This window comes from Saccharopolyspora sp. NPDC049426 (assembly GCF_040676935.1).
Classification (GTDB): Bacteria; Actinomycetota; Actinomycetes; order Mycobacteriales; family Pseudonocardiaceae; genus Saccharopolyspora.
This window is the reverse complement of sequence record NZ_JBFAPZ010000011.1, coordinates 91,041-115,991: the sequence shown is the minus strand read 5'-3', so window position 1 is coordinate 115,991 and position 24,951 is coordinate 91,041. Positions and strand designations below refer to the sequence as shown.

Here is a 24,951-nt window from a genome sequence, read left to right as displayed (position 1 = left end):
ACATGCCGGCACCCAAGCTTGCCCCCTTGACGCGGGCTGATAGCCCTTGTGGAGGTCGATGGGGTGAGGACAGAGCAGCCACGACCGAACCGCAGCCGATTTGCCTGTCTCCTCACCCTGTTGGCCTGCCCGCCCGGCGAGGACATCTCGTTGTGCCTGAGCGTGGAGGCTTCTTCTGGCGGTGCGGGGCCGCCTGCCTTCCCGTGTGGCCGGGGCGCGGGCGCCGGGACCGGCCGGAGGCCGCATGCCCGGGGTCCCGCTGCCCCGGCCAGGGAAACAGCAGGTAGGCGGCCCCGCAGGGGCCGCCCTTGAAGGTCGTCCGGACAGTGGTAGAAGTCAGTGGAAATACCTCATTCAAGGCGTTCCCCAAAAAGCGCGGCGGGTCGGCGTGCGGTGCCGCTGCCGCCCTGGGTTCTCCGAATCATCAGGAAGCACCTCGACGAGTGGCCGACGCTCGACGACCAGTCGCCCGTCTTCGCCAACATGGCGGGTAACCCACATCGCCGGACACTCTTCCGAGCGCGGGTTTGGCGGCCTGCGCTCGTCCGCGCGGGCCTGCTCGGTGGGATCACCAAGGAGCCTGATGGCTCGATCTGGGCCAGCTGGCAGGACCTGACGGGGGAGCGGCAGCGGCAGAAGTTCGCGACCGAGGCACAGGCGGTCAAGGCCGTGGCGCGGCTGGCTCCCGGTGGGCTGAAGTTCCACGACCTCCGTCACTCCTATGCCACGTGGCTTGTCGATGACGGAGTCCCGGTGAACATGGTTCAGCGCGTGCTTGGGCATGAGCGATCGTCGACCACGCTGGATCTCTACACCCGGCGAACGGATGGCGGGGATCGGATTCTGGATGCTCTCCGAGATGATGATGACGATGACGGCGGAATGGGTTCGCTGATCGCTCGCTGATCCGATGCTGACTTTCTGCTGACTTCCACTTCATCGAGGGAATGAAAAAGACCCTGGTTGGATCTCCGATTGGAGTTCTGACCAGGGTCTTTGTTCTGTGGGCGATACTGGGATCGAACCAGTGACCTCTTCGGTGTGAACGAAGCGCTCTCCCCCTGAGCTAATCGCCCTTGTTTTGTTGTTCGTTCGCCGTTCCCGGCGACGAGAAGAACAATACACGATCGTTTCTAGGGGCCGAACAGGGGGGAGGCCAACCACGTCCAGCGCAGGCCGAGCCAGCCGCCGATCGTGCCGAACATGCCCAGCAGCCACAGGGTCACCACGACGACCAGGCCGGTGGCGGCCATGATCGTGAGCTTGGTGGCCAGGTTCTGGCGGCCCAGCCAGTGGACCCATCGCTGGTAGTGCCGCTTGGCGAACATGTTGACCCGGTGCGCCCAGTGGAACTCGGTGGCGAGGATGCCGAGGCCGGCGAAGACCACCAGCCATCCCGGTCCCGGGTAGGGGATCATCAGGAGTCCTGCGATGAGGACCGCCGTTCCGATCGCGCCGAGCACGACGCGGTAGGTGATGTTCAGGGTCCGGCGGCGACGGACGTACGCTCGGTAACCGTGCAGGCGCTCACGCAGCGCGTGCAGGCGCGGGTGCTTGGGGTGCTCGTGGTCGCCCGGTGCCGTACCGGTCTGTCGGGCTTCCGGCTCGGTGTGATCGTTCAGGGCTCTCCACCTAAAGGCTGTTCGTCGGCTCGCGTGCTCAGGATACGGTCGGGGTCGGCCACCGGTGGTGCGGTGGGTCACAGCGCCGACGAGTCGGCAACCGACCATTGTTCCCGGGCCCGGTGAACAGCGGTTTGCTGTCAAGCGGACAGACGGGTGCTCGCCGGTTGATGCCGTGACTGAATTGTGACTGGGATCATTGTCCGGTTCGTCGCAAGCCGGGTCTTTCGACTCTGTGGCGAGTCTTCGATCCTGGTCACACTGTGAGCCGCCTCTCGACCGCGCGTTCGGTGCTGTGCGTGCGCTGTAACCAACGCGGTGAAGACCATTAGCCCGATCCGGTGACATCTCGTGGTGGACATCTCATCTGAGGCATTTTCGGGAAAATGCGAAGGCCCTTCGTCGCTTATTCTTGAGGCACGTCAGGCGAACCCGACGAAGCGTGAACCCGGTGGTCAGCCGGTACGCGGAGGCGGTATTCACCGGGCGTGAGCGACCGATCTGCAGGCCGGGCTCGGACACAGTTGACCTAGTTACAGAAAGTAACGACGGTTGTCACTGGGCGAGGCGGGTCCCTTGGGCCGGCCGCTCTGATCGGGAGAGTTCGCGACGGATCGAGTCTCCGGCGTGGGCGACGGGCCCGTCCGATCGAAAGAGGATCGGCCGGTGCCGGCGACCACCCCGACCCCCGGAGTTTCGACCACGGAGTGCACTCGCTTGGTCGCCCAGCGAATTCGGGCGTGGCCCGACCGGGTGATCTATGCGGGAGTCGCGAGTAAATCTGCCCGATGAGGCGTCACAACTGTGTTGCTCGGTCGATAAACGGACCGGGAGGGAGCAGGAAGGGGAGGACAATGCGTAATGATCACGTGACACTCCGTTCTACGGCCGTGTTCGATCTGCTGGCTCCGCAAGCGCCCGCAGTGCCGGTCCAGGTCGAACTCCGCTACGACACCCAGGACCCGTACGCCGTCGTGGCCGCGTTCCGCACGGGCCGCGCTGGATGGGTCGAATGGGTCTTCGCCCGCGACTTGCTGGCCGACGGCCTAATCGCGCACGCCGGCGAGGGCGACGTGACGATCCGCCCGGCGGTCGACGACCCCGAGGTCGTCGCCATCGAGCTGAGCTCGCCGTCCGGCCACGCCGTGTTCGAGGCTTCGGCGCAGGAACTCGCCGACTTCCTGGACCGCACCTACGACGTGGTGGTCCCCGGCAACGAGAACCTGTGGGTCGACGTCGACGACGCGCTCACCCGCCTGCTGCCCTTCGACATGGGCTGATCAGGTCAGAACCGCTCTGCCCGGTTGTGACCAGGCGGAGGGGGGACCCCCTTTGATCCCGATCTTGGGCGTGGTCTAAAGTTCATTGCAACGCGGCGGACAGGCCCGGGAAACCGGGCCGGGATGTCGCAGCAGGCGGATGTAGCGCAGCTGGTAGCGCATCACCTTGCCAAGGTGAGGGTCGCGGGTTCGAGTCCCGTCATCCGCTCTGGTTCTCTGGCGTTCCAGCCGGCTTTGGTGTGGATGCGGAGTCCGGCGGAGTGGCCGAGTGGCTTAGGCAAGGGCCTGCAAAGCCCTGTACGCGGGTTCGATTCCCGCCTCCGCCTCGCGCGATTAGCTCAGTGGGAGAGCGCTACCTTGACACGGTAGAGGTCACTGGTTCAATCCCAGTATCGCGCACCAATGCTGTTCCCAGGTGAGAGCCCCAACTGATGTGTTTCATCGGTTGGGGCTCTCACCATTCTGGGAGCGATTTGAGGACAGTCGATCCTGGCATGCCGTGTTCGGCCCATCTGTGCTCGGCATTTCAATGCGGGGCCGGGGTCGTCTTCTGCTGACTCCGTGAACGGTTGGAGCGCGCAGCCCTGTCGGTGGCCGTGCCACCACCTTCGTTGTTCCGGGCGCGGTCATCATGATCGTTGCGCTACTCTTCAGTCGTATTACTCTATGTTGACTCGTTGTCCGGACCATTCACCCGAATTGGGGTAATTCAGGTACCTGGATACGTAGAAACCGCGAGGCGAGATCACGCTGTGTACTGAAGTGTGGTTTCGTGATCCCCGAACATACGAACGAAACTGGAAACCCCGAAGACAACGATCATTCCGGCGGGCAAGCACCGGCGGCGCGGCGCTTCCGGGAGAGGGGCGCGCCGTTCCTGACCGTTCTCCGCGAAAAGCTCCCCGCATCGCGGAGGCGTGCGACGCAGGCCGGTGTGGCGGTTGCTGCTGTCGGTGTGATCGGCCTGATGATCGGCTGTGGCAGCCCCGGCCAATCGGAGCCGAACGTGCAAGATGCCGCGCTGCAGGCTCCGATCCCATCCCCCTCGGTCCCGCCACAGCAAGCCGCCCCGGTCACGCCGGAGTCGTCGGCAGCCGCTCCACCGGCGCCCGACGCTCAGGCTGAGCCGGAAGCACCGCCGGGCCCGCCAGTCGAGGGAATCGACGTGTCCAACCACAACGGCGAGATCGACTGGAGCCAGGTCGCAGCCGACGGCAAGAAGTTCACCTTCGTGCTGGCAACGGACGGCACCAGCTTCACGAATCCGCGTTACGGCGAGCAGTACCGCGGAGCCAAGGAAGCCGGCCTGATCGCCGGTGCCTACCACTTCGCCAGGCCCGGTTCGTCCTCGGCCGAGGAACAGGCCGAGCGATTCTTGGACACGGCTGATTACCAGGCTGACGGCAAGACCCTCCCGCCGGTCCTGGACCTGGAGGTCGACCCGAAGGCCGGCGGCTGCTACGGGTTGAGCGTCGACCAGATGCAGCAGTGGACCAAGACGTTCAACGAGAAGGTCAAGGAACGCACCGGCAAGGACGCGATCATCTACGCCAACCCGTCGTTCTGGCGGGAGTGCATGGGTAGTACCGACGCATTCGGAAATCACGCGCTGTGGCTAGCTTCCTATGATGTCGACAGCCCCTCCGTGCCCAACGGCTTCGGCGACTGGGACTTCTGGCAGTACACCAGCAAGGGCAAGGTCGCCGGTATCAGCACCAACACGGACCTCAACCAGTACAAGGAAGGTCTCGCTCGCCTCGAGCGCTTGGCGCGCTGAGGTCCGGGCTTGCCGAGAGGTTCCTTCGAAGCGGGCCGTCTGCGACCAGCAGGCGGCCCGCTCGTGCGTGCGCGCTGTCAGCGACCGCTGAACCGTGCGGAGGAAACGCGTCAACTCATGCGCGATGAGCGTCAGCGCCGAGCCCGCCGACGGTGAGCGCACCAGGATGGTGGGTGTTCCAGGGTTCGCCCTGATGCGCCTGAGGCCCGCAGGTGGTGTTCTCCCCGTATGGCGAAACTGATGATGCAGCTGTTCGACCGAGGTTTCGGTCATCCGTCGGGGTTGGTGGGCCGGCTGGGCGGCGCGCTCATGGCGAAGGCCAACGCCGAGCAGGAAATCCGGGCTGTCGATCAGGCCGGGCTGGTTTCCGGCGACGCGGTCGTCGTGGTCGGGCACGGGCCGGGTGTGGGCCTGAGGCTCGCCGCTGCGGCCGTCTCGCCGCGAGGGACCGTGTTGGGAGTGGACCCCTCAGCGGCGATGCGGGAGATGGCTGCGTCGAGATGCGGAGAGGAGATCGCGCGAGGGTTGGTGAAGATCCGCGATGGCACCGCCGAGCGGACGGGGTGTGCTGATGCGTCTGCGGATGCGGTGATCTCCGTCAACAACGTGATGTTGTGGGAGCGCCCGGAGGGTTTCGCCGAGTTGTTCCGCGTTCTGCGTCCTGGTGGACGCTTGGTGGTCAGCGTTCATCGGCACGTCCTCGATGTGGAACCCGAGGAGCTGCGAAAAGTTGCCGCGCAGGTTGGTTTCGACCGCCTTGAAGTCACCCTGCGTCCGCGGAGGTTCAACAGCCCCGCGATCGAAATCGTCGCGTGCCGAACGGTCTGATGAGGTGTCGCTGTTCCACTGTGGTCTGGCCCGCTCCTCCACGGTGTCTGACCGGTGCGCGGTGACTAGGCGTCCCCGTCCCCGGACGGCTCGTGGACGAACCCGGTAGCCTGCGTGGCGATGGCGAACCCGAATCGTTGGGTACGAGGCGCGCGAGGCACCCTCGCGCGGCTCATCGCAGTGCTCACGGTGGTAGCGGGATTCGCGCTCATGCTCGCCCCGCAGTGCGCCGACGGCATGATGCCCCCGGCGCACCTCGCGGCGAGCGCCGACGAGGCGATGGGCGCCACGGCAGGTCTGGGACACCCCTACGCCTCGGGCAGCCACGATCCGAGCGCCGTCATGCCCAGTTCAACGGCAGACATGACTCACACCAGCAATGACGATGAGTCCACGGGCGGGTCTCTGCTGATGACCTGCTTGGCGCTGTTGGTCACCATGCTCGGAACGCTGGTGCTGCTGCGCCGCTCGCTGATCCCGCTCGGGACCCGCATTCTGCGGCGGACCGATGCGCGCGCTCGGCCGCGTGCACCGTTGCGGCCCAGCCTGATTCAGCTCTGCATCCTGCGAACGTAGAAGAAGTCCGTCCACAGCGCCGCATGTTTCGTATTCGTGCGGTCACTGAGCGCGCCCGTGCGCGCTTCCTCTTCTCTTGCTTCGTTCGTAGGAGTCTTCTTCATGGATCTGATCGCTGTTTTGCTCACCGGATTGTTGGCCGGTGGGGTGTCCTGCGCGGCCGTGCAAGGCGGCCTGCTGGCCGGGATGATCTCCCGCCAACGCCGCGTCACCGAGCGGGGATCAGCCCTCGGTGGCACCCGCCTCCAAGCCCGAGGAGCGCTGGGTCACCTCGCTGACGATCTAGCGCCGGTCGGTGGTTTTCTGATCGGCAAGCTCTTCTCGCACGCGATCCTCGGTGCCCTGCTGGGTGCGTTGGGCGGCGTGGCGCAGCTGTCGGTCGGCCTGCGCACGTGGATTCAGCTGCTTGTCGGCGTGGTGATCATCGCCTTCGGTCTCGCGCAGCTCGGTGTGCCGGGTTTTCGCAACATCGTCATCGAACCGCCCCTGTCGTGGATGCGGATCGTGCGCGACCGCTCGCGCTCCCGGTCGACGCTGGCACCGACGCTGCTCGGGGTGGTCAGCGTGCTCATCCCGTGCGGCGTGACGCTCTCGGTCGAGGCGCTGGCCTTGGCCTCCGGCTCTCCACTGACCGGAGCGACCATCATGGCGGCCTTCGTGATCGGCACCAGCCCGCTGTTCGCCCTGCTCGGCTACCTCGCTCGCAAAGCCGCTACCGCCTGGCGCGGTCGCCTTGCTGCACTCACCGGCATCGTCGTCGTGATCACCGGCCTCTACACCTCCAACGGAGGCCTCGAACTCGCCGGATCCCCGCTGGCGGCCAGCCGGCTCACCCGGGCGGCCACCGCTGAGGAGCCGCCGCCGGCGGGCACCGTGACCGTCCAGAACGGCCATCAGACCGTGGTGATCACCGCGAGCACCGGCGCCTACAGCCCGGCCAACGTCCAGGTCCGCGCAGGTGTGCCGACCACGCTCGTCATCGAGTCCGACAACGCGCAGGGCTGTGTGCGCTCGTTCATCATCCCCGATCGCAACGTCGACAAGATCCTTCCGGTTCGAGGGGCGACCGCCGTCGAGCTCGGTGCACTGCCGCCGGGGCCGGTGGCGTACTCCTGCGGCATGGGCATGTACACCGGCACCCTCACCGCCGCCTGACCGAGCAGAGGAGAACTGCATGGCGACCACCATCGTCACCTTCCGCGTCACCGGCATGCACTGTGGCAGCTGCAGCCTGCTCGTCGACGATGTGCTCGAAGACCTGCCCGGCGTGCACAGCACGACGACCTCGGTCAAGACAGGCCGGAGCGTCGTGGAACTGGACCTCACCAGGTCCAGCACCGCCGACGTCATCGCGGCGATCGCTGAGGCCGGATACCGAGCCGAGCCCACCGGCTGACCGAGCGGCTGGGCTGGCCGCGTGGTGCCGCCGACTCGGTTGTTCCTGGCGTTCGAGCCGTTGACTACCTATACCCCCTAGGGGTATATTTTTTACGAGGGATTCGAGTCAGGCCGGAGAGGAATTGCCATGGCGGAAATGACCTACGCGGTCAGCGGGATGACCTGCGGCCACTGCGCCGCGTCGGTGACCGAGGAGATCAGCAAGATCACCGGTGTGTCGGACGTGGCGGTCGACCTGCCGACCGGCGCGGTGACGGTGACCAGTGATGCGGCGCTCAGCGAGGTGACCGTGCGCGAAGCCGTCGAAGAGGCCGGCTACGAGCTGGCATCCCACTAGGGCCTCGGCCCGCAAGGGCCCGCTGAAGGGCCCGGACTCGCGAGGGGTTGAAAAATGAACACAGCAGCGAAGCTCTCCGCCTACGGTGCGGTGCTCGCGCTCGCCTTCGGCGGGGCGTGGGCGGCCGGAACCGCTGTCGGTCCCTTCACCACCGGCGTCGCGGCGCAGGGTGGGCACTCCGGCGTTGGGCACGCCGGTGGTGGGGACAGCCACAGCGGCACCGTCGCGGGAGTCACGCAGGACCTTCCGGCGGGACTCGCGTCGACCAGGGACGGTTACACCCTCACGTCCACCACGACGACGATCACGCCCGGCAGCATCGAGAACTTCTCCTTCCGCATCATCGGCCCCGACGGGAACCCGGTGACGCGGTTCGACGCCGAGCACGACAAGCGGATGCACCTGATCGTCGTTCGCCGTGACACGGCCGGTTACGAGCACCTGCACCCGGAGATGAGCCCGGACGGCACCTGGAACGTGCCGATGCGGCTACCCCTAGGGGGTACCTATCGGGTCTTCGCCGATTTCGTCCCGACCGGCGGTGCGGATCAGACGCTGGGTCTGGACGTCTCCGCGCCGGGGGTCTTCGAGCCGGTTGCGCACGCGCCATCCCGCATCGCGGAGGTCGACGGCTACCAGGTCAGGTTGGACGGGCAGCTCACGGCCGGGCGATCGTCTCCGCTCACGCTGTCGGTGAGCAAGGACGGGCGACCCGTCACGGACCTGCAGCCCTACCTGGCCGCCTACGGGCACCTGGTCGCGCTGCGCACGGGCGATCTCGCCTACCTCCACGTGCATCCCGAGGGAGCCCCCGGCGATGGCCGCACTCCGGCAGGGCCGGAGATCACGTTCCGGGCCGAGGTTCCTTCTGCGGGCACCTACCGGCTCTTCCTCGACTTCCAACACGAAGGCCGAGTCCGCACGGCGGAGTTCACGGTCGACACGGGACCCGCGGACAGCCGCCAGGCGCAGCCGCCGTCCGGTGACGGCCACGGGAGCCACGGGTGAACAGGAGAACCTCGATGAGCAAGGTCAGTGAGTCCCCGAGCGTGACGGGCCGGGAGATCGAACTCGCGATCGGCGGCATGACCTGCGCTTCATGTGCCGCGCGGGTCGAGAAGCGCCTCGGCAAGCTCGACGGCGTCACCGCCACCGTCAACTACGCCACCGAGAAGGCCAAGGTGTCCTTGCCACCCGGCCTGGACCCGCAGCAGCTCGTGGAGCAGGTCGAGGCCGCCGGCTACACGGCGACCCTGCCGACTCCCGATGCGAGCGCCGAGCAGGAGCGAGAACAGGACGATCCGGTGCGGATCCTGCGCGATCGACTGGTCGTGTCGGCGGCGTTGTCCGTTCCGGTGATCGTGCTGGCGATGGTGCCGGTGTGGCAGTTCACCTACTGGCAGTGGATTTCGCTCGCGCTGGCGGCCCCCGTCGTCGTGTGGGGCGCGTTGCCTTTCCACCGCGCCGCGTGGGCGAACCTGCGCCACGGAGCGGCCACCATGGACACGCTGATCTCGATGGGCACCCTGGCGGCGTTCCTGTGGTCGCTGTACGCGCTGGTTCTCGGCACAGCCGGAACACCGGGCATGACGCACCCCTTCGAGCTGACCGTCCAGCGCATGGCCGGTGACAGCAACATCTACCTCGAAGTCGCCGCTGGCGTGACGACCTTCATCCTGGCCGGGCGGTACTTCGAAGCGCGGTCCAAGCGTCGCGCCGGTGCGGCGCTGCGCGCGCTGCTGGAACTCGGCGCGAAGGACGTCGCCGTGCTCCGCGACGGACGCGAGCAGCGCATCCCGATCGACCAGCTCGCCGTCGGCGATCACTTCGTCGTGCGTCCCGGCGAGAAGATCGCCACCGACGGGGTCGTCGAGGAAGGCAGCTCGGCGGTCGACGCCAGCATGCTCACCGGCGAATCGGTGCCCGTAGAGGTCACCGCGGGAGACGCCGTGACCGGCGCGACCGTGAACGCCGGAGGTCGCTTGGCCGTGCGCGCGGTGCGCGTCGGCGCCGACACGCAGCTGGCGCAGATGGCGAAACTGGTGGAGGACGCCCAGAACGGCAAGGCCGAGGTGCAGCGGCTGGCCGATCGGATCTCGGCGGTGTTCGTACCGATCGTGATCGCACTGGCCATCGCCACGCTCGGGTTCTGGCTCGGCGCCGATGGGGGCGCCACGGCGGCGTTCACCGCCGCGGTCGCGGTGCTGATCATCGCCTGCCCCTGCGCGCTCGGACTGGCCACCCCCACCGCATTGCTGGTCGGGACCGGGCGCGGCGCGCAGCTGGGAATCCTGATCAAGGGGCCGGAGGTGCTGGAGTCCACCCGGCGCATCGACACCGTCGTGCTGGACAAGACCGGCACCGTCACCACCGGGCAGATGTCCCTTGTCGGCGTCCACCTCGCTGAGGGTGCCGACGAGGACGAGGTGCTGCGCTTGGCCGGTGCCGCTGAGCACGCCTCCGAACACCCCATCGCGCAGGCCATCGCCCGCGGAGCTCGCGAACGAGTGGGGGAGCTGCCCGCGGTCGAGGACTTCAGCAACACCGAGGGCTTGGGCGTGCAGGCCGTGGTCGACGGCCACGCCGTCCTGGTCGGACGGCCCGCACTGCTCGAGCAGTGGAGCCAGCCGCTGCCGGACGAGCTCGTCACCGCGCGAAATTCCGCCGAGCGCGCGGGCCGAACGGCGGTCGCGGTGTCCTGGGACGGTGCCGCGCGCGCCGTGCTCGAGATCGCCGACACCGTCAAACCCGGATCGGCGGAGGCGATCTCGCAACTCGGCGAGCTCGGGTTGAGGCCGGTGCTGCTCACCGGCGACAACGAGACGGTTGCCCGCACCGTGGCCGGTGAGGTCGGCATCGACGAGGTCATCGCCGAAGTCCTGCCGCAGGACAAGGTCGAGGTCATCACGCGCCTGCAACGGGAAGGGCGAGTGGTGGCGATGGTCGGCGACGGCATCAACGATGCCGCGGCCCTGGCTCAAGCCGACCTCGGGTTGTCGATGGGCACCGGCACCGATGTCGCCATCGAGGCCTCCGACCTCACCCTCGTGCGCGGTGACCTGCGGGCGGCGGTGGACGCCATCCGGCTCTCGCGGCGCACGCTGGGCACGATCAAGGGCAACCTGTTCTGGGCTTTCGCCTACAACGTGGCCGCGCTACCGCTGGCGGCGCTCGGACTGCTCAACCCGATGATCGCCGGCGCGGCGATGGGCTTCTCCAGCGCCTTCGTGGTCGCCAACAGCCTCAGGCTGCGGAGGTTCCGCACCTCCATCACGAGCAACCCGGCGGCAGGAAGTGCGAGACGCGAACCCGCACTCGCCACCGCCAGGACGAGCTGACCGCCCGGGGCGGCTGCGGCGGTTCCGCACCTCCATCGCGGGTGTGGGTGTCGAGGGTGGCCGGGATCGTCGTCCCGGCCACCCTCTTTTTGCGTGTGAGCCATTTCGAGCGCAGGGCCCGGGTTGTGCCGACGTGAGCGGGCGCCTCACTGGTCGTCGAGGGTCCGGAACACCAGTCCGGGGTGCGGTTTCGGACCGAACGAGGTCGATTTGCGGGGGAGGCGGATTCCTGCGGTGGCGGCGGTTTTGAGGTCGTGCTGGGTCGGCGGATTCGTCAGGACTGCGACTCCTCCGGTGCGTCGGGCCGTTTCGACGGCCGTGGTTGCGTTCGGTTCGAACTCAATGTGACCGGGATGCTCGGGGATTCGCCACAGGTGGCTGATCAGGGCGGTGTCCAGGACCGCGACGTGCGTCGAGCGCAGGGGAGGCGGGGTGCCGTCGAGGGTGGCGTGGAGAAATCGGGGATGCGGTTCGGTGAGCAGGAAGCCGCCACGCGGGGTGGCGAGGATGAAGGCCGGACCGGTGCGGGAGTGGCGTTTCAGCGCGGCGAGCCAGTGGGTCAGCGGTCCGTGCAGCGGGTGGATCCGGAACTGGGACGACGCGGTCCGGAGTGCGTGGTGCGGGTCCAGGTGGGGCAGCACCCGGTGGACGGGCGCGAGTCGCAACGGGGTTGCGGTGACGTCGACCAGCAGGCCCGAGAAGTAGTCCCACGGGCCAGGCCCGTGGCCGTCGGCGTAGGCCGAGCGGCGGTACTGGCGGGCAGCGGAGTAGCGGTGGTGGCCGTCGGCGATGAAGGCCGTGCGCGCGTCCAGTTCGGCGATGATGTCGTCCTGCGTCGCGTGGTCGGTGATGCGCCAGAGCCGATGAAACTGACCGTCGTCGGCCAGGAGATCGGTGACGGGTTCCTGACGCGCCGTGCCTGCGAGATGTCGGGTGGTGCGGCCATCACCCGAGAAGCCGAGCAAGGCGGGGGCGAGGTCCATCTGGCCGCGGTTCATGAGCCGGGTGAGGTCCGCGGCGCGCTCGGGGATGATCTCCTCGTGCGTGCGCAGCCCGCTGTCCAGGTGCACCGCGGCAAGCACTCCGCGGATGGTTCCACGTGGTCCGGTCTGCTCGTAGGCGTAGAAGGAGGGCTGCCGATCCTGCAGGACCACGCCGCTGCGCTGCCAGGCGCTCAGGGTGCCGGGTACGGCGGCTGAAGCCGGACTGGGGCTCCACGGCGTGGCGTAGCGGGCAGCGAGGGAATCGAGATGGCGCGAGCTGATGCGCCAGCCCCGAAACGGGACGACGGCCACGCCGTTGTGCGGCGAGGTGACGGCAGGGATCGGCCCGGTTGCTTCGAATTCGACGAGATCCGCGTTGTCCGCGTCTCCGTCGAGGTCGTGGTCAGGTCTTTCAGCGAGGCAGGGCTTGAGCGCCAGCAATGCCCCGATCCCGCAGACGACCGCCATGACCAGCACGGCAGTGGGAGCGGAGAGGAACCCGACCAGCGGACCGGCCAGCAGCGGACCGGCTGATTGTCCGATGAGCAAGTAGCTGTTGGCGGTGCTGACGAACGCGCTCTTGTGCTCACCGGGCGCGTGCCTGCTGAAGTGCAGGAACAACGATTGGGCGAGGGCGGCGAAGCAGAAGCCCTGCACCAGCCGGAACGGGATCATCGCGAAGGGGTCCAGCGGCAGGGAGACGACGGCGATGGACGCCGCGCACCCGGCGGCGGTGATCGCGAAGGTGCGCAGCGGCCGTCCGGTGAGGTCGTTGTGCTTGCCCCACCAGAACGAGCCGAGCAGGGTCGCACCCCACATCACCGAGTGCAGGACGCCGACCCACACGCTTGCCGCGCGCGCCTCGATGACGATGCCTTGGATGTGTTCGGCGTAGATGGGGATGAGGCCGTAGACGCCGAAGTACGTTCCGATCGCCGCGAGCGCCAGCAACGTTGCGCCCGGAACCCGCATGACCGACCCGCGGCGACGGGGTTGGCCGGTCGTGTGCTTGCGCGCCGCACCGGCTGGAGCTCGATCGGGCTCGCGCAGACCCGCGGCGCAGGCGATGGCGAGGGCGGTCGCGGCGGCGGCGATGGCCAGCATGAGCTGGTGCAGGCCGTCGGAACCGACGACGAGACCACCGGCGATGGGTCCGACCAACGCTCCTGCTGCGGTGGCGCTGAAGGATTTGCCGAGTGCTGAACCGCGTTTCTCGTCGGTACCGGTCGAGCCCGCGAACGCCGCCGCTGCCTCCACGACACCGCCGAGCGTGCCCTGCAGCAGGCGACCGACCACGAGGAGCAGGGGAGTGCTGGCCACGGTCATGACGACCATGGCCACCGCCAATCCCAGCAGAGCGCGCACCACCATCCACTTGCGGCCGATGCGGTCACCCAGCCGTCCCCACAGCGGGGTGGCGACGGTGAGGGCCAAGGCCGGGGCGGCGATGGCCACCCCGGCCCAGGTCTGGGTCTCGGCGACGCCGGTGGTGCCGATCTGCTCCAGGTAGAACGGCATGATCGGCACCAGCATCATCAGCCCGGCGGTGTTGACGAACTGCCCAGCCCACAGCAGGACCAAGTTCTGCCCGCGGCCGCGAGCCGAATCCGCGTGATCCTCTGGTGCGCTACCCGGGGACTGGGTCCGCAGCGTGCGGGTCACGGTGCCACCACCTGGGGCTCCTGCCACGGGTCGGGCAGGTTGGCGACCCATTCGTCGTCGTAGACCAGGTCGAGGTAGCGCTCGCCGCGGTCGGGCAGCACCGTCACGATCCGGGCCGGGCCCTCCAGCCTGGAGATGAGGTGCTCGACCCCGGCGATCACTGCACCCGAGGATCCGCCGGCGAAGACCTTCTCGGTGGCCAGCAGCCGTCGGCATCCGGCGGCGGACTCGGCGTCGGCGACGTTCAGGACGTCGTCGATCTCGGCCGGGTCGTAGATCTCCGGGACGCGGCTGGCCCCGAAGCCGGGGATCTGCCGCGGTCCGGCGGGGGCTCCGAAGATGACCGAGCCGACGGCGTCCACGGCGACGACCTTGAGGTTCGGGTGGTCCTTGCGCAGACGTCGGGCGATGCCCTGGATCGAGCCGGTGGTGGAGACCGCTGCCACCAGGTAGTCGATGGGGCCGTCGACGGCGTCGAGGATCTCCGCGCCTGCGGTTTCGTGGTAGGCGCGCCAGTTGAGCTCGTTGGCGTACTGGTTGATCTGCGTGGCGTTCGGGAGTGAATCCACCAGCTCGCGGGCGCGTTGAACGCGGGAGTGCAGGTATCCGCCTGCCGCGTCCCGTTCGGTCACCATTTCGACCTCGGCACCGAACAGTTCCAGCAGGCGCAGGTTCGTCGGCGAGGTCTTGGGGTCGACCACGGCGGTGAAGGACAGGCCGTGCAAACCGGCTGCCATGGCCAGGGCGATGCCGAGGTTGCCGGAGGTGCTCTCCACCAGCCGCATCCCCGGTCGAAGGGTTCCGCTGGCCAGGCCTTGTTCGATGATGAACCGCGCGGGGCGGTCCTTCATGCTGCCGCCGGGGTTGAGCATCTCCAGCTTGGCGAGCACTTCCACGTCGGGTTCGGGGAAACACCGGCTGAGTCGCACCATCGGGGTTGAGCCGACACAACCGATCACCGAATCGTGGATCACTGCGAACCTCCAGGTCTTCGGGGCGCACTTCGGTGCGCCACCGCGATGAGAAGAAGCGGAAAGCATGAACCGATGCGCATGCGACGACGCAGGAGCCGAAAAACCGGCTGCAGCGGGGTTGCGTCACCGCCGCGCTAAAAGGACATCCCGTTCAGGGAAACGAATTCAGGCAGGCGAGGGAGAACACGGAGAAAGTGCGTGTTCAGGAAGAGTTCGCTTGCGGTTCAGCTGGACGGGAATCCGATTCGGGAATCAGGTTCGTGCGATGCACGCGAAGTGGAGGAAGGCGGTTCCGGATGGTCTCCACGGTGGCCGGGAGAACCAATGCCGAAGACGCCGTGCCCACGCGGGCTCAGCGAACAGCGCTGCGACCGCCGTCGCGGCGAATGCCAGTGCCAGGAGGAGGAACCCCAGTTCAGTCGGGGTGTTCAGCTGCCTGGTAGGTGCGACGGCGCTGTAATCAGGCCCCGCGTCGCAATACGGGGCTTGGTGGCCGTGATCGCCGTCGTGGCTGGTGGCGGCATCCGAGACCGCGGGAACGTGGGTGTCGTGGTCGTGGGTGTGCCCAGGCGCTTCACCGTGGTGCGAACTCGCCGAATTGGTCAGCGACATCATCGCCGCGTGTCCGGGAAGCGCGTGTGCGGGCAGGAGCACGAGCGGAACGAGGAGAAAGCCCAGCACGAGCAGGGGAAGTGCGAGCCACTTCCCCAAGCCGTGTTGCCGTGCCGTTAACTCCTTCACGGGCACCACACTAGAGACGTCGTCCAGAGGCCGCGAAGCCGTATGTCATCTCTCACACGATGGATTCGGGAGTTGATGTCCGCGCTGGGGAATCGGTGCATAGCAAGCTCGAATCGGATGAGGCCGGGCGGTTATTCGTGGTGGATCGAATGAATGGCGCCGAGCGGGTCTCTGCGGCCAGATAAATCGGACATCGCGAGACCGGTGCCCGTTCAGAGTCGTGCACCGGCTCGGGGGAAGAGCGTGTTCTCGTCCCCCGAGCCAGGCCGGGCGAGGTCAGCCCGGGGGAAGCAGCTGCTTCATGGTGTCGATCTCGGCCTGCTGTGCATCGATGATCTGCTGAGCCATCTGCTTGGCCTCGGGGAACTGGCCGGCGCTGAGCTCGGTCCGGGCCATCTCGATCGCCCCTTCGTGATGCTTGATCATCATCGACAGGAAGGCCTGGTCGAACTCCGAACCCGAGGACTGCCCGAGCTGGTTCATCTCCTCGGGCGACATCATCCCGCCGCCGGATCCACCATGGCCGCCGTGACCGCCGTGATCCATTCCCGGCATCCCGGAGGGTGCTCCGACGCCCCAGCTCTGCAGCCACCCGGTCAACTTCTCGATCTCCGGGCCCTGCGCGGCCTGGATCTGCTCAGCCAGTTTCTTGACCTCCGGAGACTGCGCGCGGTCGGCCGCCATGCGCGACATCTCGATGGCCTGCTGGTGGTGCGGGATCATGCCCTGGGTGAAGGTCACGTCCGCCTGGTTGTGGGCTGCCTGCCCAGGTGCCTGCTGCTGGCCGGCGCTGGGTGGTGTTCCATGCCCCGGCATGTTCGCCATGTCGTCCCCGCCGGAACATCCGGCGGTCACAGCCGCCGCCGTGGCGACGACCGCTGCGGCGGTGAGCACACGCGTGCGCTTCATCATGAAGATTCCTCACGTCTTGCTGGTGGATGCGAAAAGGAAATGCGTGTTCAAAGGCTGAAAACGCCGTTGATCAGCACCGCATCACGCACAGCACGGCGAGACGTCGAGCAAGAGGAATCGGAGGGCGCCCGCGCATGCCTGGCGGAGTCGAGCTGCGCGCCGGGCCGGCTGCGGTCGGGCCCGGACCGCGCCGGAACGCCATGCGAACGAACGCGGCGAATCCGATCAGGATCGCCAGGCACAGGTGCAACACATCGTGGCCGGACGAGAACGGGGCGCCGCTGTGCTCACCGGCATGGCGACACTCGCACCCGTCGTCGGCCGTGGCCGTGATCGGCGCCGCGCTCATCGCGAGGGTGTGCGCCGGCGGGCTCTCGGAGACATGCGGCCCCGGCGCGTGATGCATGAGCACCACGCCCAACGCGAGGGCGACCAACAGCCCCCACCGGACGACCCGGGACCGCACGTGCATGCGCCCGACCATACCGGGGGCGGGTATCCACACGCAGGCGGAGGGCGACCCGCGCCCGCTCGTCAGGCGGAAAGGGCCAGGCGGCGACACCAACGGCTACAGTGGGCGGCCGTCGACGAACGTCGACCCTTCGAGCTTCAAGCGCTGGGTGCGAGCAGTGGTGATGTCTTCGATCAGCAAGGCCGCAGCCGTTGCCGGCTCGCCGTACCTGCGGCTCGCCGTCCTCGGCATCGGGCTCGCCGTTGCCATCGTTGCCGGAGTGTGGCTCGGGCCCGATGCGCCGCTGCTGGACATCCGAACCTGGCGAGAAGCGAGTACCTGGTGGACACCGATGCTCTTCGTGCTGTTCTTCGGGGTGGCTGCACTCGTGTTCGCGCCCAGGCCCGCGCTGTCCACCATCGCCGGAATCTTGTTCGCCCCGCCGGTCGCCGTGCTCGTGGTGGTGACCGGCACCGTGCTGGGAGCGGGGTTGGCGTTCGGCATCGCACGCCTGCTCGGGCGCGATGCGCTGGCGCCTCTGCTCCGAAGGGGCCGCTTGAACGCTCTGGACTCCGCGTTCGCGAGGCGAGGCTTCACGGCAACTGTGATCTGCCGGTTGCTTCCGATCCTTCCCTACGGCGTTGTCAACTACGGCGCCGGTGTGACCCGGGTGCGCGTGCTGCACTTCCTCGCCGGAACTGCTGTGGGAACGCTTCCTGCCAACATCGTCTACATCACCGCGGGCAACGCCCTGGCCGCCGGTGCCGGTTGGATGCCCGCGATCTGGCTCGGACTCGCCGTGGCCGCCTTGGTCGGTGCGGGATGGCTGACGCGACGACTCGCGCACGCGCGCTCCGCGCCACCAGATGCCGCCCCTGAGAACGCCGTTCCACAGCGCTGACGCAGCTTGAGATCCCTCACCCCGGGCGCAGTCCCGTCATCGTGACAGCGATGAGCCGCCGCAGAGCGCTAGTCGAGAGGTCTCGCGCGATGGGTTCGCGATTCGGTGTCCCCGCTGGGGAACCGGCGCAGTGGGCGGTCGCGAGGAGACCGACGTTCCGGACCGAACTGGTGCCGCGTGGGTGGGCGACGGGTTCCTTAGACTGGGTTCGCGCCCGGCACGGCCTGTTCGTCGACAACGCGAAACGGAGTGCGAACGATGCGACACCTGCAGCTACCTTCCGGCGGCGACCTGCCTGTGTTGGGGCAGGGCACCTGGGGCATGGGCGAGCGCGGTTCGGACCGCGCGGCGGAGGCCGCGGCGCTGCGACGCGGGCTCGACCTCGGCATGGGTCTGATCGACACCGCTGAGATGTACGGCAGTGGTGGTGCCGAGGAAGTGGTCGGCGAGGCGATCGACGGTCGGCGGGACGAGGTTTTCCTGGTCAGCAAGGTGTTTCCGCACAACGCCGGCCGGCGGGACGCGATCGAGGCGTGCGAGCGCAGCCTGCGTCGGCTGGGGACCGATCATCTCGATCTCTACCTGCTGCACTGGCGTGGCGGAACGCCGTTGTCCGAGACGCTCGAAGCGTTCGAGGATCTGCGCGACAGCGGCAAGATCGGTCATTTCGGGGTCAGCAACTTCGACTCCGACGACATGCGAGAGCTGTGGGCGCAGGAGGGTGGCAGCGGTTGCGCGGTCAACCAGGTGCTCTACAACCTCACGCGGCGGGGGATCGAGTTCGACCTGCTCCCGTGGTGCCGGGAGCGGAAGTTGCCGGTGATGGCGTACTCACCGATCGAGCAGGGCCGGGTGCTCGGGGATCCGGTGTTGGGGCGGGTCGCGGAGCGCCACGGGGTCACGCCCGCGCAGATCGCCATCGCCTGGGTCCTGGCCGGTGAGGGCTTCTGCGCGATTCCGAAGGCCGCGACTCGCGGCCACGTCGAGGAGAACCACGCAGCCCTGGAGATCCGGTTGTGGGCGGACGATCTCGCCGAGCTCGACGCGCAGTTCCCTGCGCCGGACCGGGCGACCCCGTTGGAAATCCTCTGACACCGTGAGGATCAGGCTGCGTGGCTGAGCGGCACCTGCCGGGCCAGGCTCTTCGGCGGCCGGTCAGTCGGGGCGCAGTCCCGCCATCGTGACCGTGACGAGCCGTCGCAGGGCGTCCTGGGAGCTCAGCCCGGCCGCGGCCGTGAGCGAGTGCAGGCAGAAGTTCGCCAGCTCGTCGGGCGCCACGTCATCGCGGAACTCCCCGTTCCGCACGCCTTCGGCGATCAGGTGTCCGAGGAATCCGGTCAGGTGCTGCTGGGCTTGGGCGACGTGCTCGCCGCGGTGCAGCAGCGTGGCGATCTCCGCGCCGTGCCTCTGGTGGGAGATCTGCGCGAACTCCCGCAGCACGGCTTCGAGCCGTTCCGCCGGGGTGCCGGCGCCGTGGCCGATCTTGGCGAGGTGCTGGAGGTGGTCGGAGACCTGGCGCTCGTGCCATGCGAAGAGGATCGCCTCGATGTCCGGGAAGTACTTGTAGAGCGTCGCCCTCCCGATCCCGGCCTTCGTGGCGATCCGCGACATCGTCACCGCGTGCAGGCCCTGCTCGGCCACCAGCTCGGCGGTGGCGTTCAGGATCGCGTCACCGACCTCGCGCCGGTGCTCTTCCACCGTCTCGTTCCACAACCTGGGCACCATGCGAACTATACGCACCGTCACTCCGCAGACATCACGTCGCGATATGGACAACGTGTATCGTAAAAATGTCGAAGCGAGCGAGTGACGAGGACACGACATGGCAGCCGCACCCCAGCCTCCCGAGACCCGCGACGCAGGCGACTCCGGCCCCGCGACGCCGCGCTGGGTGAAGGTCTTCGTGGCCATCGCCCTGGCCCTGCTGGTGCTGTTCGTGGTCGTGCACCTCGCCGGCGGCGGCATGGGCGGTCACCTGCCGTGATGTCGCCGGGTGTTCGCAAGGTCGCGCTGACCGCGCACGTGGCGTCCTCCGTCGGTTGGTTCGGCGCGGTCGCCGCGTTCCTCGCGCTCGCCGTCGCCGGGCTGGCGAGCGGTGATCCCGAAGCGGCCCGAGCCGCGTACCTCGCGATGGAGCTGACCGGCTGGTTCGTCATCGTGCCGTTGAGCCTCCTCTCGCTGATCACGGGTGTCGTGCAGGCGTTGGGCACGCAGTGGGGCTTGTTCCGGCACTACTGGGTTCTGGTGAAGTTCGTGATCACCGCGCTGGCCACCGCCGTTCTGCTCGTGCACATGCGACCGGTGAGCCACCTGGCCGAACGAGCCGGATCCGGCGCCCACGGCTCGCTGCAGGTGCAGGTCCTCGCCGACGCCGGAGCCGCGGCCGTGGTGCTGCTCGTCGCGATCGGGCTCTCGGTGTTCAAGCCGCGAGGGCTGACCCGCCGCGGCTGGCGCGCACTGCAACGACCCGACCGCGCCGGCACCGCTCGAACGACCACGCCCGAGCCCTAGCGGCAGGACCCGGTGCGAGTTCGCAGTCGAGGTGCGGCCTTTCACGCGTCTGTGAGGGGTCTCCTGTGGACTGTGACGGTGACGTCGTGGTCGTTCGCTTCCGCTGCTGAATGACGGCGTCGCACTCGAAGTTCTGAACCCAGGTTCGGTCGACGCTTTGACGAGGAGCGTCGTCACGGAGGGCACCGCGGAGCCGTGGTCGGGCTCGGCTTGGAACTGCGTCACCTACCGGAGCGGGATGCGCGCGAGGCCGGGTGATAATGGACCGGTGCTTCTTCTCATCGTCGAGGATGACGACCACGTCGCGCACGCGCTGATGGCGGTGCTCGTGAAGCACGGCTTCGAGATCGTACGAGCCCGCACCGGCCAGCAGGCGCTGGAGGCGTTGGCGCGCGAACCCGATCTCGTCCTGCTCGACCTCGGGTTGCCCGACGTCGACGGCTTCGACCTGTGCCGGCGGATGCGGCAGCGGTTCGACCGACCGATCCTGGTGGTCACCGCTCGCACCGATCGAAGTGCTCGGATCCACGGGCTCAACTTGGGCGCCGACGACTACGTGGTCAAGCCCTACGATGTCGGTGAGTTGATCGCCCGAATCCACGCTGTGGCAAGACGCAGCGCACAACGCAGCGAGCTGAGCGCCGGAGGTGCGGCCACCTCGAGGACTGCGGGCCCCATCAGCGTTGACGTCGATGCCCGCGAGGTCACCGCCGACGGACGGCCTGTGCGGCTGACTCGGAAGGAGTTCGACTTGCTGGCGATGTTGGCGCGCCAGCCCGGCGTCGTCTTCAGTCGAGAGCAGATTCTCAGCGAGGTGTGGGGTACGCACTGGCAGGGCAGCCAGCGCACGCTGGAGGTGCACGTGGCATCGTTGCGGACCAAGCTCGGCCTCTCCGACGTGGTGCAGACCGTTCGGGGAGTCGGCTACCGGCTGAGGCCCTGAGCCGTGCGCGGCCGGATCAACGTCCTCCTGCTCGGGCTCGTCGTGTGCTTGCTGCTCGCGCTCAGCGTGCCGCTGGCGTGGTCGATCGCGGCCCGCGCGACGGAAGGTGTGTTCGCCGACCGGCTCAACGATGCCGAGCGGTTCGCCGGTCTGGCTGAGCAGGCGACGACCGACGCGGACTTGCCGTGGCTCAACTCCGAGCTGGCGCGTTACCAGCAGGTCTACGGCATCAGCGCCATCACGCTCGACCGCGACGGCGCGGTGCGTGCCGGTGCGGCACCGTCCCACCAGGCGCTCATGGCGGACCCTTCCGTGCACGCGGCCTTGTCCGGACGGCGCGGCGAGCCACCACCGCTGGTGGCGCCCTGGGACCACCGCCCGCTCGTCGTGGCGGTACCGGTGTTGCGCGCAGGCGACGTCGTAGGAGCGGCGGTGACGATCTCGCCCACCACCTCGCTGCGGCAGCAGGTCGCCTGGTGGTGGGGTCTGGTCGCGGGCGGGGTGCTCCTCGCGGTCGCGGTGTGCGCATGGGTGACCGACCGCCTCGCGCGCTGGGTGCTGCGCCCGGTGCGCGATCTTGACGCGACCACCCACGAGATCGCGCAGGGACGCTTTGACGCCCGGGTCGCCGGCACGGCAGGGCCCCCGGAGCTGCGCCGCCTGACTGCGTCGTTCAACTCCATGGCTGACGCCGTGCAGACCGCCTGGCAGCGCCAGCGGTCGTTCGTCTCGGACGCCTCGCACCAGTTGCGCAACCCGCTGAGCGCGCTGCTCCTGCGACAGCAGGCGCTGGGGATGGACCTGCCATCGGAGCTGCGCGGGGAGTGGGCGGACGCGCAGGCGGAGGCTCGTCGGCTGGCCCGCATCCTCGATGAGCTGCTGGCGCTGGCCACGGCCGAGGAGTCCGTGTCGCCGCCGACGGAGATCTGGCTCGGAGAGCTGGTCGATGAGCGGTTCGCCTCGTGGCGGGCGAACGCGGACGAGCGCGCCATCGAGCTCGAACGCACTGGTGCGGAGGTGCGAGGCTTCGCCGACTCGACCGCGCTGAGCAGCGCTCTGGACGCGGTCGTCGACAACGCGATCAAGTTCAGCCCGGACGGCGCGCAGGTGACTGTGGATGTCGGCAGAGCTGGTGACGAGGCGATCATCACCGTCCTCGACGAGGGGCCGGGACTGACCGCGGACGAGTTCGCCAGGATCGGGAACCGGTTCTGGCGCAGCCCGCGTCACCAGAACATCGAGGGCTCCGGGCTCGGAGTGAGCATCTCGAAGGCGCTGCTCGCCTCCTTCGGAGGGCGCCTGGAGGTGCGCAACCGCGAACGGGGGCTAGCGGTCTCGGTGTTCGTTCCCGTGCCCCCTGATCAGCGCTTGACCTCGCGGTAGTAGCGCAGAGCGCCTTCGTGCAGGGGCACGGGGCTGGTGGCGATGGCGGCGCGGCGGTCGAGCTGTGCCGCGGTGGGGACCGCGCGTTCGATGCGCTCCCGGTCCTCGAAGATCAGCTCCAGCACGGCGCGGACCAGTTCCGGTTCAGTCGAAGTGCTGGTCACCAGCAGGTCCGGCACGGCGATGGTGTCGATCAGGGTGCCGTTGCCGTACACGCCGCGCGGGATGCTCGCCGCGCGGTAGTACGGGCCGTGCCGCACCCGCATCGACCCCAGCAGGTCGCCGAGCGGGAGCAGGCGGATGGGACGTCGCCGGGCCAGTTGCACGAGGCTGCCGGTGGGGAGCCCGCCTTGCCAGAACAGGGCGTCCAACGTCCCGCGGTCCAGGGCGGAGAGGGCCTCACCGAAGTCGAGCCGTTCCACGGACACTCGACTGAGCAGCCCGCTGACTTGTAGCAACCGCCCGGCGACCAGCGCGCTCCCGGAACCCGATGGCCCCACCGATACCTTGCGCCCGGCCAGGTCCGAGATCCGGCGCAGGGACGACTCACCCGCCACGACCAGGTGGATGTAGTCGTCGAACAGCCTGCCCACGGCCTGCGGCGGTCGGCGCAGGGCGAAGGGGGACTGACCGTGCTGAGCTGCGGCCGCTGCGTCAAGCGCTGCCAGGCCGAAGGTGCCGGGGATACCAGCGGCCTGGCTCAAGTTGTCCACGGTTCCGCTGGTGGTCACGGTTGAGACCCGCGCTCCGGGCAGCCCGTCTGCCAGGACAGCCGCCAGCTCGCGACCGTACGCGTGGAAGAACCCCGTGGTCTCGCCGGTGGCGACCGCGACAGCCGTTCCGGGGGCACCGTCGTGCGAGTCCGACGCAGAGCAGGCTGCCGTCGCTGCAGCCAGCGACAGCAGCCCGCGCCTGCTCAGCCTGCCTGCGTGCACGGTCCTATCCTCCGTGCCCGGAGCGGATCTGTCATCGGGTGGGTTCCGGGGTGGTCTCGGACTCGTCCCGGGGACCCGTCTTGTCGAGCACGGCTGCAGCCAGCGAGTTGCCGAAGACGTTGACCGCGGTGCGGGCCATGTCGGCGAGGAAGTCCACACCCATCAGGAGCGCGATGCCCTCAACCGGTAGACCGAGGCTCTTGCCGGCGGCCATCAGCACGACGATGGAAGCCGAGGCGACCCCCGCCATGCCCTTCGACAGCACGACCAGCACCAGCACCATGGTCAGCAGAGCACCCGCGCTGAGGTCCATCCCGTAGGCGTTGGCGAGGAAGACCAGGGCGACGGCCTGGTACAGCGTCGAACCGTCGGTGTTGAACGAGTATCCGAGCGGCACGACGAATGACGAAGTGCTGCGCCGAACTCCGTGCTCCTCCAGCTTGCGCAGCAGCGGAGCCAGCACGGACTCCGAGGAACGGGTCACGAAGGCGATACCGGCCAGGCCTCCTACCGCGCGCACCAGCGGAACGTACTTGACCCGGAACAGCGCGGCCACGATCGGGAACAGGACCAGCAGAACGACCGCGAGTCCCAAGTAGACGACTCCGAGGAAGCCCAGCAGTCCCGTCATTCCCGCCAGTCCGTAGTGCGCGACGTCGTAGGCGAGAAAGCCGAGGATGCCCAGCGGGGCCAGCCGGATGACGAACCCGACGACCTTGAACATGACCTCGCTGACGGCATCGAGGACCGAGCGAACGGGCGCCGCCTTCTGTCCGACCGCGGCCAGGCCGACACCGAAGAACACCGCGAACACCAGCACGGCGAGCAGATTGCCCTCCGCGAAGGCCTTGAACACGTTGTCGGGCACGGCGTGCAGGAGGAGCTGCGCGAAGTCAACCTCCGCCGGTTTGCCGTCACCGGGCAGCTTGCTGGTGTCGCCACCGGAGATCGCCATGCCGGTGCCGATGTCGAAGAACTTCGCAAGGCCGATGGCGACGAGCAGGATCACAGTCGTGATGACCTCGAAGTACAGGATCGTTCGCCAGGCCAGCCTGCCGAGGTGCTTCACCGAATCCATCTGCGTGATGCCCAGCACGATGAGGGGGAACACCAACGGCAACACGATCATCTCGACGAGTCGGATGAACACGTCGCCGAGGATCTTCATGTGCTCGCCCACGTCAGGCGCGACGAATCCGATGGTGCCGCCGATGACCATGGCGAGCAGAGCCTGCACGCCCATCGGCAACCGCCACCACCGGCGTCTAGCACCGTTGTTCGCCTGGTCCACGCGCTGCGGGGCCGCCTCGCTGCTCGTGCTCACAGCTACACCTCCTCCGGATTCCACCGTGCTCTCAAACACGGCGTGGGCTTTCGCATTGGAGCGAGACGGTAAGCA

24 protein-coding genes and 4 tRNA genes are annotated in these 24,951 nt (G+C 68.1%); 19 read left to right on the top strand and 9 right to left on the bottom strand.

Going from position 1 to position 24,951, the window contains the following annotated elements; all coding sequences use genetic code 11:
• Positions 1-393: 393 nt before the first annotated feature.
• On the top strand, positions 394-906 hold the full coding sequence (locus AB0J78_RS23595; protein WP_363792481.1) for a tyrosine-type recombinase/integrase: 513 nt from the start codon (positions 394-396) through the stop codon (positions 904-906).
• A gap of 98 nt (positions 907-1,004) precedes the next feature.
• Here AB0J78_RS23595 and AB0J78_RS23590 read toward each other — a convergent pair.
• Positions 1,005-1,076 (bottom strand) — tRNA-Val (locus tag AB0J78_RS23590).
• Positions 1,077-1,133: 57 nt separating this feature from the next.
• The gene (locus AB0J78_RS23585) at positions 1,134-1,523 is read right to left on the bottom strand and encodes a TIGR02611 family protein (RefSeq protein WP_363792821.1); all 390 of its coding nucleotides are present in this window, start codon (positions 1,521-1,523) and stop codon (positions 1,134-1,136) included.
• Between the two features lie 953 nt (positions 1,524-2,476).
• Here AB0J78_RS23585 and AB0J78_RS23580 point away from each other — a divergent pair.
• The 12 genes from AB0J78_RS23580 to AB0J78_RS23525 all read left to right on the top strand — a co-directional run bounded on the left by AB0J78_RS23580 (position 2,477) and on the right by AB0J78_RS23525 (position 11,156).
• The gene (locus tag AB0J78_RS23580; protein WP_093412952.1) at positions 2,477-2,902 is read left to right on the top strand and encodes an SsgA family sporulation/cell division regulator; all 426 of its coding nucleotides are present in this window, start codon (positions 2,477-2,479) and stop codon (positions 2,900-2,902) included.
• Between the two features lie 135 nt (positions 2,903-3,037).
• Positions 3,038-3,110 (top strand) — tRNA-Gly (locus tag AB0J78_RS23575).
• A gap of 46 nt (positions 3,111-3,156) precedes the next feature.
• Positions 3,157-3,228, top strand: a tRNA-Cys gene (locus AB0J78_RS23570).
• Position 3,229: 1 nt separating this feature from the next.
• Positions 3,230-3,304: transfer RNA gene (locus AB0J78_RS23565), tRNA-Val, on the top strand.
• Positions 3,305-3,674: 370 nt separating this feature from the next.
• On the top strand, positions 3,675-4,679 hold the full coding sequence (locus AB0J78_RS23560; protein ID WP_363792479.1) for a lysozyme: 1,005 nt from the start codon (positions 3,675-3,677) through the stop codon (positions 4,677-4,679).
• A 240-nt stretch (positions 4,680-4,919) separates the two neighbouring features.
• Positions 4,920-5,507: a methyltransferase domain-containing protein gene (locus AB0J78_RS23555; RefSeq protein ID WP_363792477.1), complete on the top strand. Its 588-nt coding sequence runs from the start codon at positions 4,920-4,922 to the stop codon at positions 5,505-5,507.
• Positions 5,508-5,627: 120 nt separating this feature from the next.
• Positions 5,628-6,083: a hypothetical protein gene (locus AB0J78_RS23550; RefSeq protein WP_363792475.1), complete on the top strand. Its 456-nt coding sequence runs from the start codon at positions 5,628-5,630 to the stop codon at positions 6,081-6,083.
• A 102-nt stretch (positions 6,084-6,185) separates the two neighbouring features.
• Positions 6,186-7,238 (top strand): sulfite exporter TauE/SafE family protein, encoded by a 1,053-nt coding sequence (locus AB0J78_RS23545; RefSeq protein ID WP_363792473.1) that lies wholly within the window; start codon positions 6,186-6,188, stop codon positions 7,236-7,238.
• A 19-nt stretch (positions 7,239-7,257) separates the two neighbouring features.
• Entirely contained in the window at positions 7,258-7,479 is a 222-nt protein-coding gene (locus AB0J78_RS23540; protein ID WP_363792471.1) for a heavy-metal-associated domain-containing protein, read from the top strand.
• Between the two features lie 129 nt (positions 7,480-7,608).
• Positions 7,609-7,818 carry a heavy metal-associated domain-containing protein gene (locus AB0J78_RS23535; RefSeq protein WP_363792469.1) on the top strand — a complete coding sequence of 70 codons (210 nt, stop codon included), beginning with the start codon at positions 7,609-7,611 and terminating at the stop codon, positions 7,816-7,818.
• Positions 7,819-7,872: 54 nt separating this feature from the next.
• Positions 7,873-8,826 carry a hypothetical protein gene (locus tag AB0J78_RS23530; RefSeq protein ID WP_363792467.1) on the top strand — a complete coding sequence of 318 codons (954 nt, stop codon included), beginning with the start codon at positions 7,873-7,875 and terminating at the stop codon, positions 8,824-8,826.
• 14 nt (positions 8,827-8,840) lie between these two features.
• Entirely contained in the window at positions 8,841-11,156 is a 2,316-nt protein-coding gene (locus AB0J78_RS23525; protein WP_363792465.1) for a heavy metal translocating P-type ATPase, read from the top strand.
• Between the two features lie 146 nt (positions 11,157-11,302).
• On the opposite strand, the gene AB0J78_RS23520 is transcribed toward AB0J78_RS23525, so the two are convergent.
• The 4 genes from AB0J78_RS23520 to AB0J78_RS23505 all read right to left on the bottom strand — a co-directional run bounded on the left by AB0J78_RS23520 (position 11,303) and on the right by AB0J78_RS23505 (position 16,900).
• A complete protein-coding gene (locus AB0J78_RS23520; RefSeq protein ID WP_363792463.1) occupies positions 11,303-13,801 on the bottom strand; it encodes an MFS transporter in 2,499 nt (832 codons plus the stop codon).
• Positions 13,798-14,760, bottom strand: coding sequence for a 2,3-diaminopropionate biosynthesis protein SbnA (sbnA, locus tag AB0J78_RS23515; protein ID WP_363792819.1), 963 nt, complete (start codon positions 14,758-14,760; stop codon positions 13,798-13,800). Before sbnA ends, AB0J78_RS23520 begins: the two co-directional genes overlap by 4 nt.
• Before the next feature lie 1,032 nt (positions 14,761-15,792).
• On the bottom strand, positions 15,793-16,425 hold the full coding sequence (locus tag AB0J78_RS23510; protein ID WP_363792461.1) for a DUF305 domain-containing protein: 633 nt from the start codon (positions 16,423-16,425) through the stop codon (positions 15,793-15,795).
• 73 nt (positions 16,426-16,498) lie between these two features.
• Positions 16,499-16,900 carry a hypothetical protein gene (locus AB0J78_RS23505; protein ID WP_363792459.1) on the bottom strand — a complete coding sequence of 134 codons (402 nt, stop codon included), beginning with the start codon at positions 16,898-16,900 and terminating at the stop codon, positions 16,499-16,501.
• A gap of 163 nt (positions 16,901-17,063) precedes the next feature.
• Here AB0J78_RS23505 and AB0J78_RS23500 point away from each other — a divergent pair, with 163 nt between their 5' ends.
• Both AB0J78_RS23500 and AB0J78_RS23495 read left to right on the top strand, forming a co-directional pair.
• Positions 17,064-17,780, top strand: a complete 717-nt coding sequence (locus AB0J78_RS23500) for a VTT domain-containing protein (protein WP_363792457.1) — start codon at positions 17,064-17,066, stop codon at positions 17,778-17,780.
• A gap of 258 nt (positions 17,781-18,038) precedes the next feature.
• The gene (locus AB0J78_RS23495; RefSeq protein ID WP_363792455.1) at positions 18,039-18,872 is read left to right on the top strand and encodes an aldo/keto reductase; all 834 of its coding nucleotides are present in this window, start codon (positions 18,039-18,041) and stop codon (positions 18,870-18,872) included.
• Between the two features lie 63 nt (positions 18,873-18,935).
• Here AB0J78_RS23495 and AB0J78_RS23490 read toward each other — a convergent pair whose 3' ends face one another.
• A complete protein-coding gene (locus tag AB0J78_RS23490; RefSeq protein ID WP_363792452.1) occupies positions 18,936-19,502 on the bottom strand; it encodes a TetR/AcrR family transcriptional regulator in 567 nt (188 codons plus the stop codon).
• A gap of 100 nt (positions 19,503-19,602) precedes the next feature.
• On the opposite strand from AB0J78_RS23490, the gene AB0J78_RS23485 reads away from it, so the two are divergent.
• The 4 genes from AB0J78_RS23485 (at position 19,603) to AB0J78_RS23470 (ending at position 22,617) form a co-directional block, all read left to right on the top strand.
• Positions 19,603-19,764 carry a hypothetical protein gene (locus tag AB0J78_RS23485; RefSeq protein ID WP_363792450.1) on the top strand — a complete coding sequence of 54 codons (162 nt, stop codon included), beginning with the start codon at positions 19,603-19,605 and terminating at the stop codon, positions 19,762-19,764.
• Complete coding sequence (locus tag AB0J78_RS23480; RefSeq protein ID WP_363792448.1) at positions 19,764-20,291, top strand: DUF2269 domain-containing protein; 528 nt, start codon at positions 19,764-19,766, stop codon at positions 20,289-20,291. Before AB0J78_RS23485 ends, AB0J78_RS23480 begins: the two co-directional genes overlap by 1 nt.
• A gap of 268 nt (positions 20,292-20,559) precedes the next feature.
• Positions 20,560-21,234, top strand: coding sequence for a response regulator transcription factor (locus tag AB0J78_RS23475; protein WP_363792446.1), 675 nt, complete (start codon positions 20,560-20,562; stop codon positions 21,232-21,234).
• Positions 21,235-21,237: 3 nt separating this feature from the next.
• A complete protein-coding gene (locus AB0J78_RS23470; RefSeq protein WP_363792444.1) occupies positions 21,238-22,617 on the top strand; it encodes a HAMP domain-containing sensor histidine kinase in 1,380 nt (459 codons plus the stop codon).
• Here the strand turns inward: AB0J78_RS23470 and AB0J78_RS23465 are convergent.
• Together AB0J78_RS23465 and AB0J78_RS23460 are read right to left on the bottom strand one after the other, a co-directional pair.
• Entirely contained in the window at positions 22,596-23,552 is a 957-nt protein-coding gene (locus tag AB0J78_RS23465; RefSeq protein ID WP_363792442.1) for a TAXI family TRAP transporter solute-binding subunit, read from the bottom strand. The two genes, AB0J78_RS23470 and AB0J78_RS23465, sit on opposite strands and share 22 nt — an antisense overlap.
• Positions 23,553-23,583: 31 nt before the next feature.
• Positions 23,584-24,876 carry a dicarboxylate/amino acid:cation symporter gene (locus AB0J78_RS23460; protein ID WP_363792440.1) on the bottom strand — a complete coding sequence of 431 codons (1,293 nt, stop codon included), beginning with the start codon at positions 24,874-24,876 and terminating at the stop codon, positions 23,584-23,586.
• Positions 24,877-24,951 lie beyond the last annotated feature (75 nt).

Bases quoted from the DNA above. Each gene is read 5' to 3' on its own strand.
- AB0J78_RS23540 (WP_363792471.1), top strand. From the start codon at position 7,258: ATGGCGACCACCATCGTCACCTTCCGCGTCACCGGCATGCACTGTGGC.
- AB0J78_RS23525 (WP_363792465.1), top strand. From the start codon at position 8,841: ATGAGCAAGGTCAGTGAGTCCCCGAGCGTGACGGGCCGGGAGATCGAA.
- AB0J78_RS23485 (WP_363792450.1), top strand. From the start codon at position 19,603: ATGGCAGCCGCACCCCAGCCTCCCGAGACCCGCGACGCAGGCGACTCC.
- AB0J78_RS23550 (WP_363792475.1), top strand. From the start codon at position 5,628: ATGGCGAACCCGAATCGTTGGGTACGAGGCGCGCGAGGCACCCTCGCG.
- AB0J78_RS23535 (WP_363792469.1), top strand. From the start codon at position 7,609: ATGGCGGAAATGACCTACGCGGTCAGCGGGATGACCTGCGGCCACTGC.
- AB0J78_RS23545 (WP_363792473.1), top strand. From the start codon at position 6,186: ATGGATCTGATCGCTGTTTTGCTCACCGGATTGTTGGCCGGTGGGGTG.
- AB0J78_RS23555 (WP_363792477.1), top strand. From the start codon at position 4,920: ATGATGCAGCTGTTCGACCGAGGTTTCGGTCATCCGTCGGGGTTGGTG.
- AB0J78_RS23505 (WP_363792459.1), bottom strand. From the start codon at position 16,900: ATGCACGTGCGGTCCCGGGTCGTCCGGTGGGGGCTGTTGGTCGCCCTC.
- AB0J78_RS23495 (WP_363792455.1), top strand. From the start codon at position 18,039: ATGCGACACCTGCAGCTACCTTCCGGCGGCGACCTGCCTGTGTTGGGG.
- AB0J78_RS23580 (WP_093412952.1), top strand. From the start codon at position 2,477: ATGCGTAATGATCACGTGACACTCCGTTCTACGGCCGTGTTCGATCTG.
- AB0J78_RS23530 (WP_363792467.1), top strand. From the start codon at position 7,873: ATGAACACAGCAGCGAAGCTCTCCGCCTACGGTGCGGTGCTCGCGCTC.
- AB0J78_RS23480 (WP_363792448.1), top strand. From the start codon at position 19,764: ATGTCGCCGGGTGTTCGCAAGGTCGCGCTGACCGCGCACGTGGCGTCC.
- AB0J78_RS23510 (WP_363792461.1), bottom strand. From the start codon at position 16,425: ATGAAGCGCACGCGTGTGCTCACCGCCGCAGCGGTCGTCGCCACGGCG.
- AB0J78_RS23500 (WP_363792457.1), top strand. From the start codon at position 17,064: ATGTCTTCGATCAGCAAGGCCGCAGCCGTTGCCGGCTCGCCGTACCTG.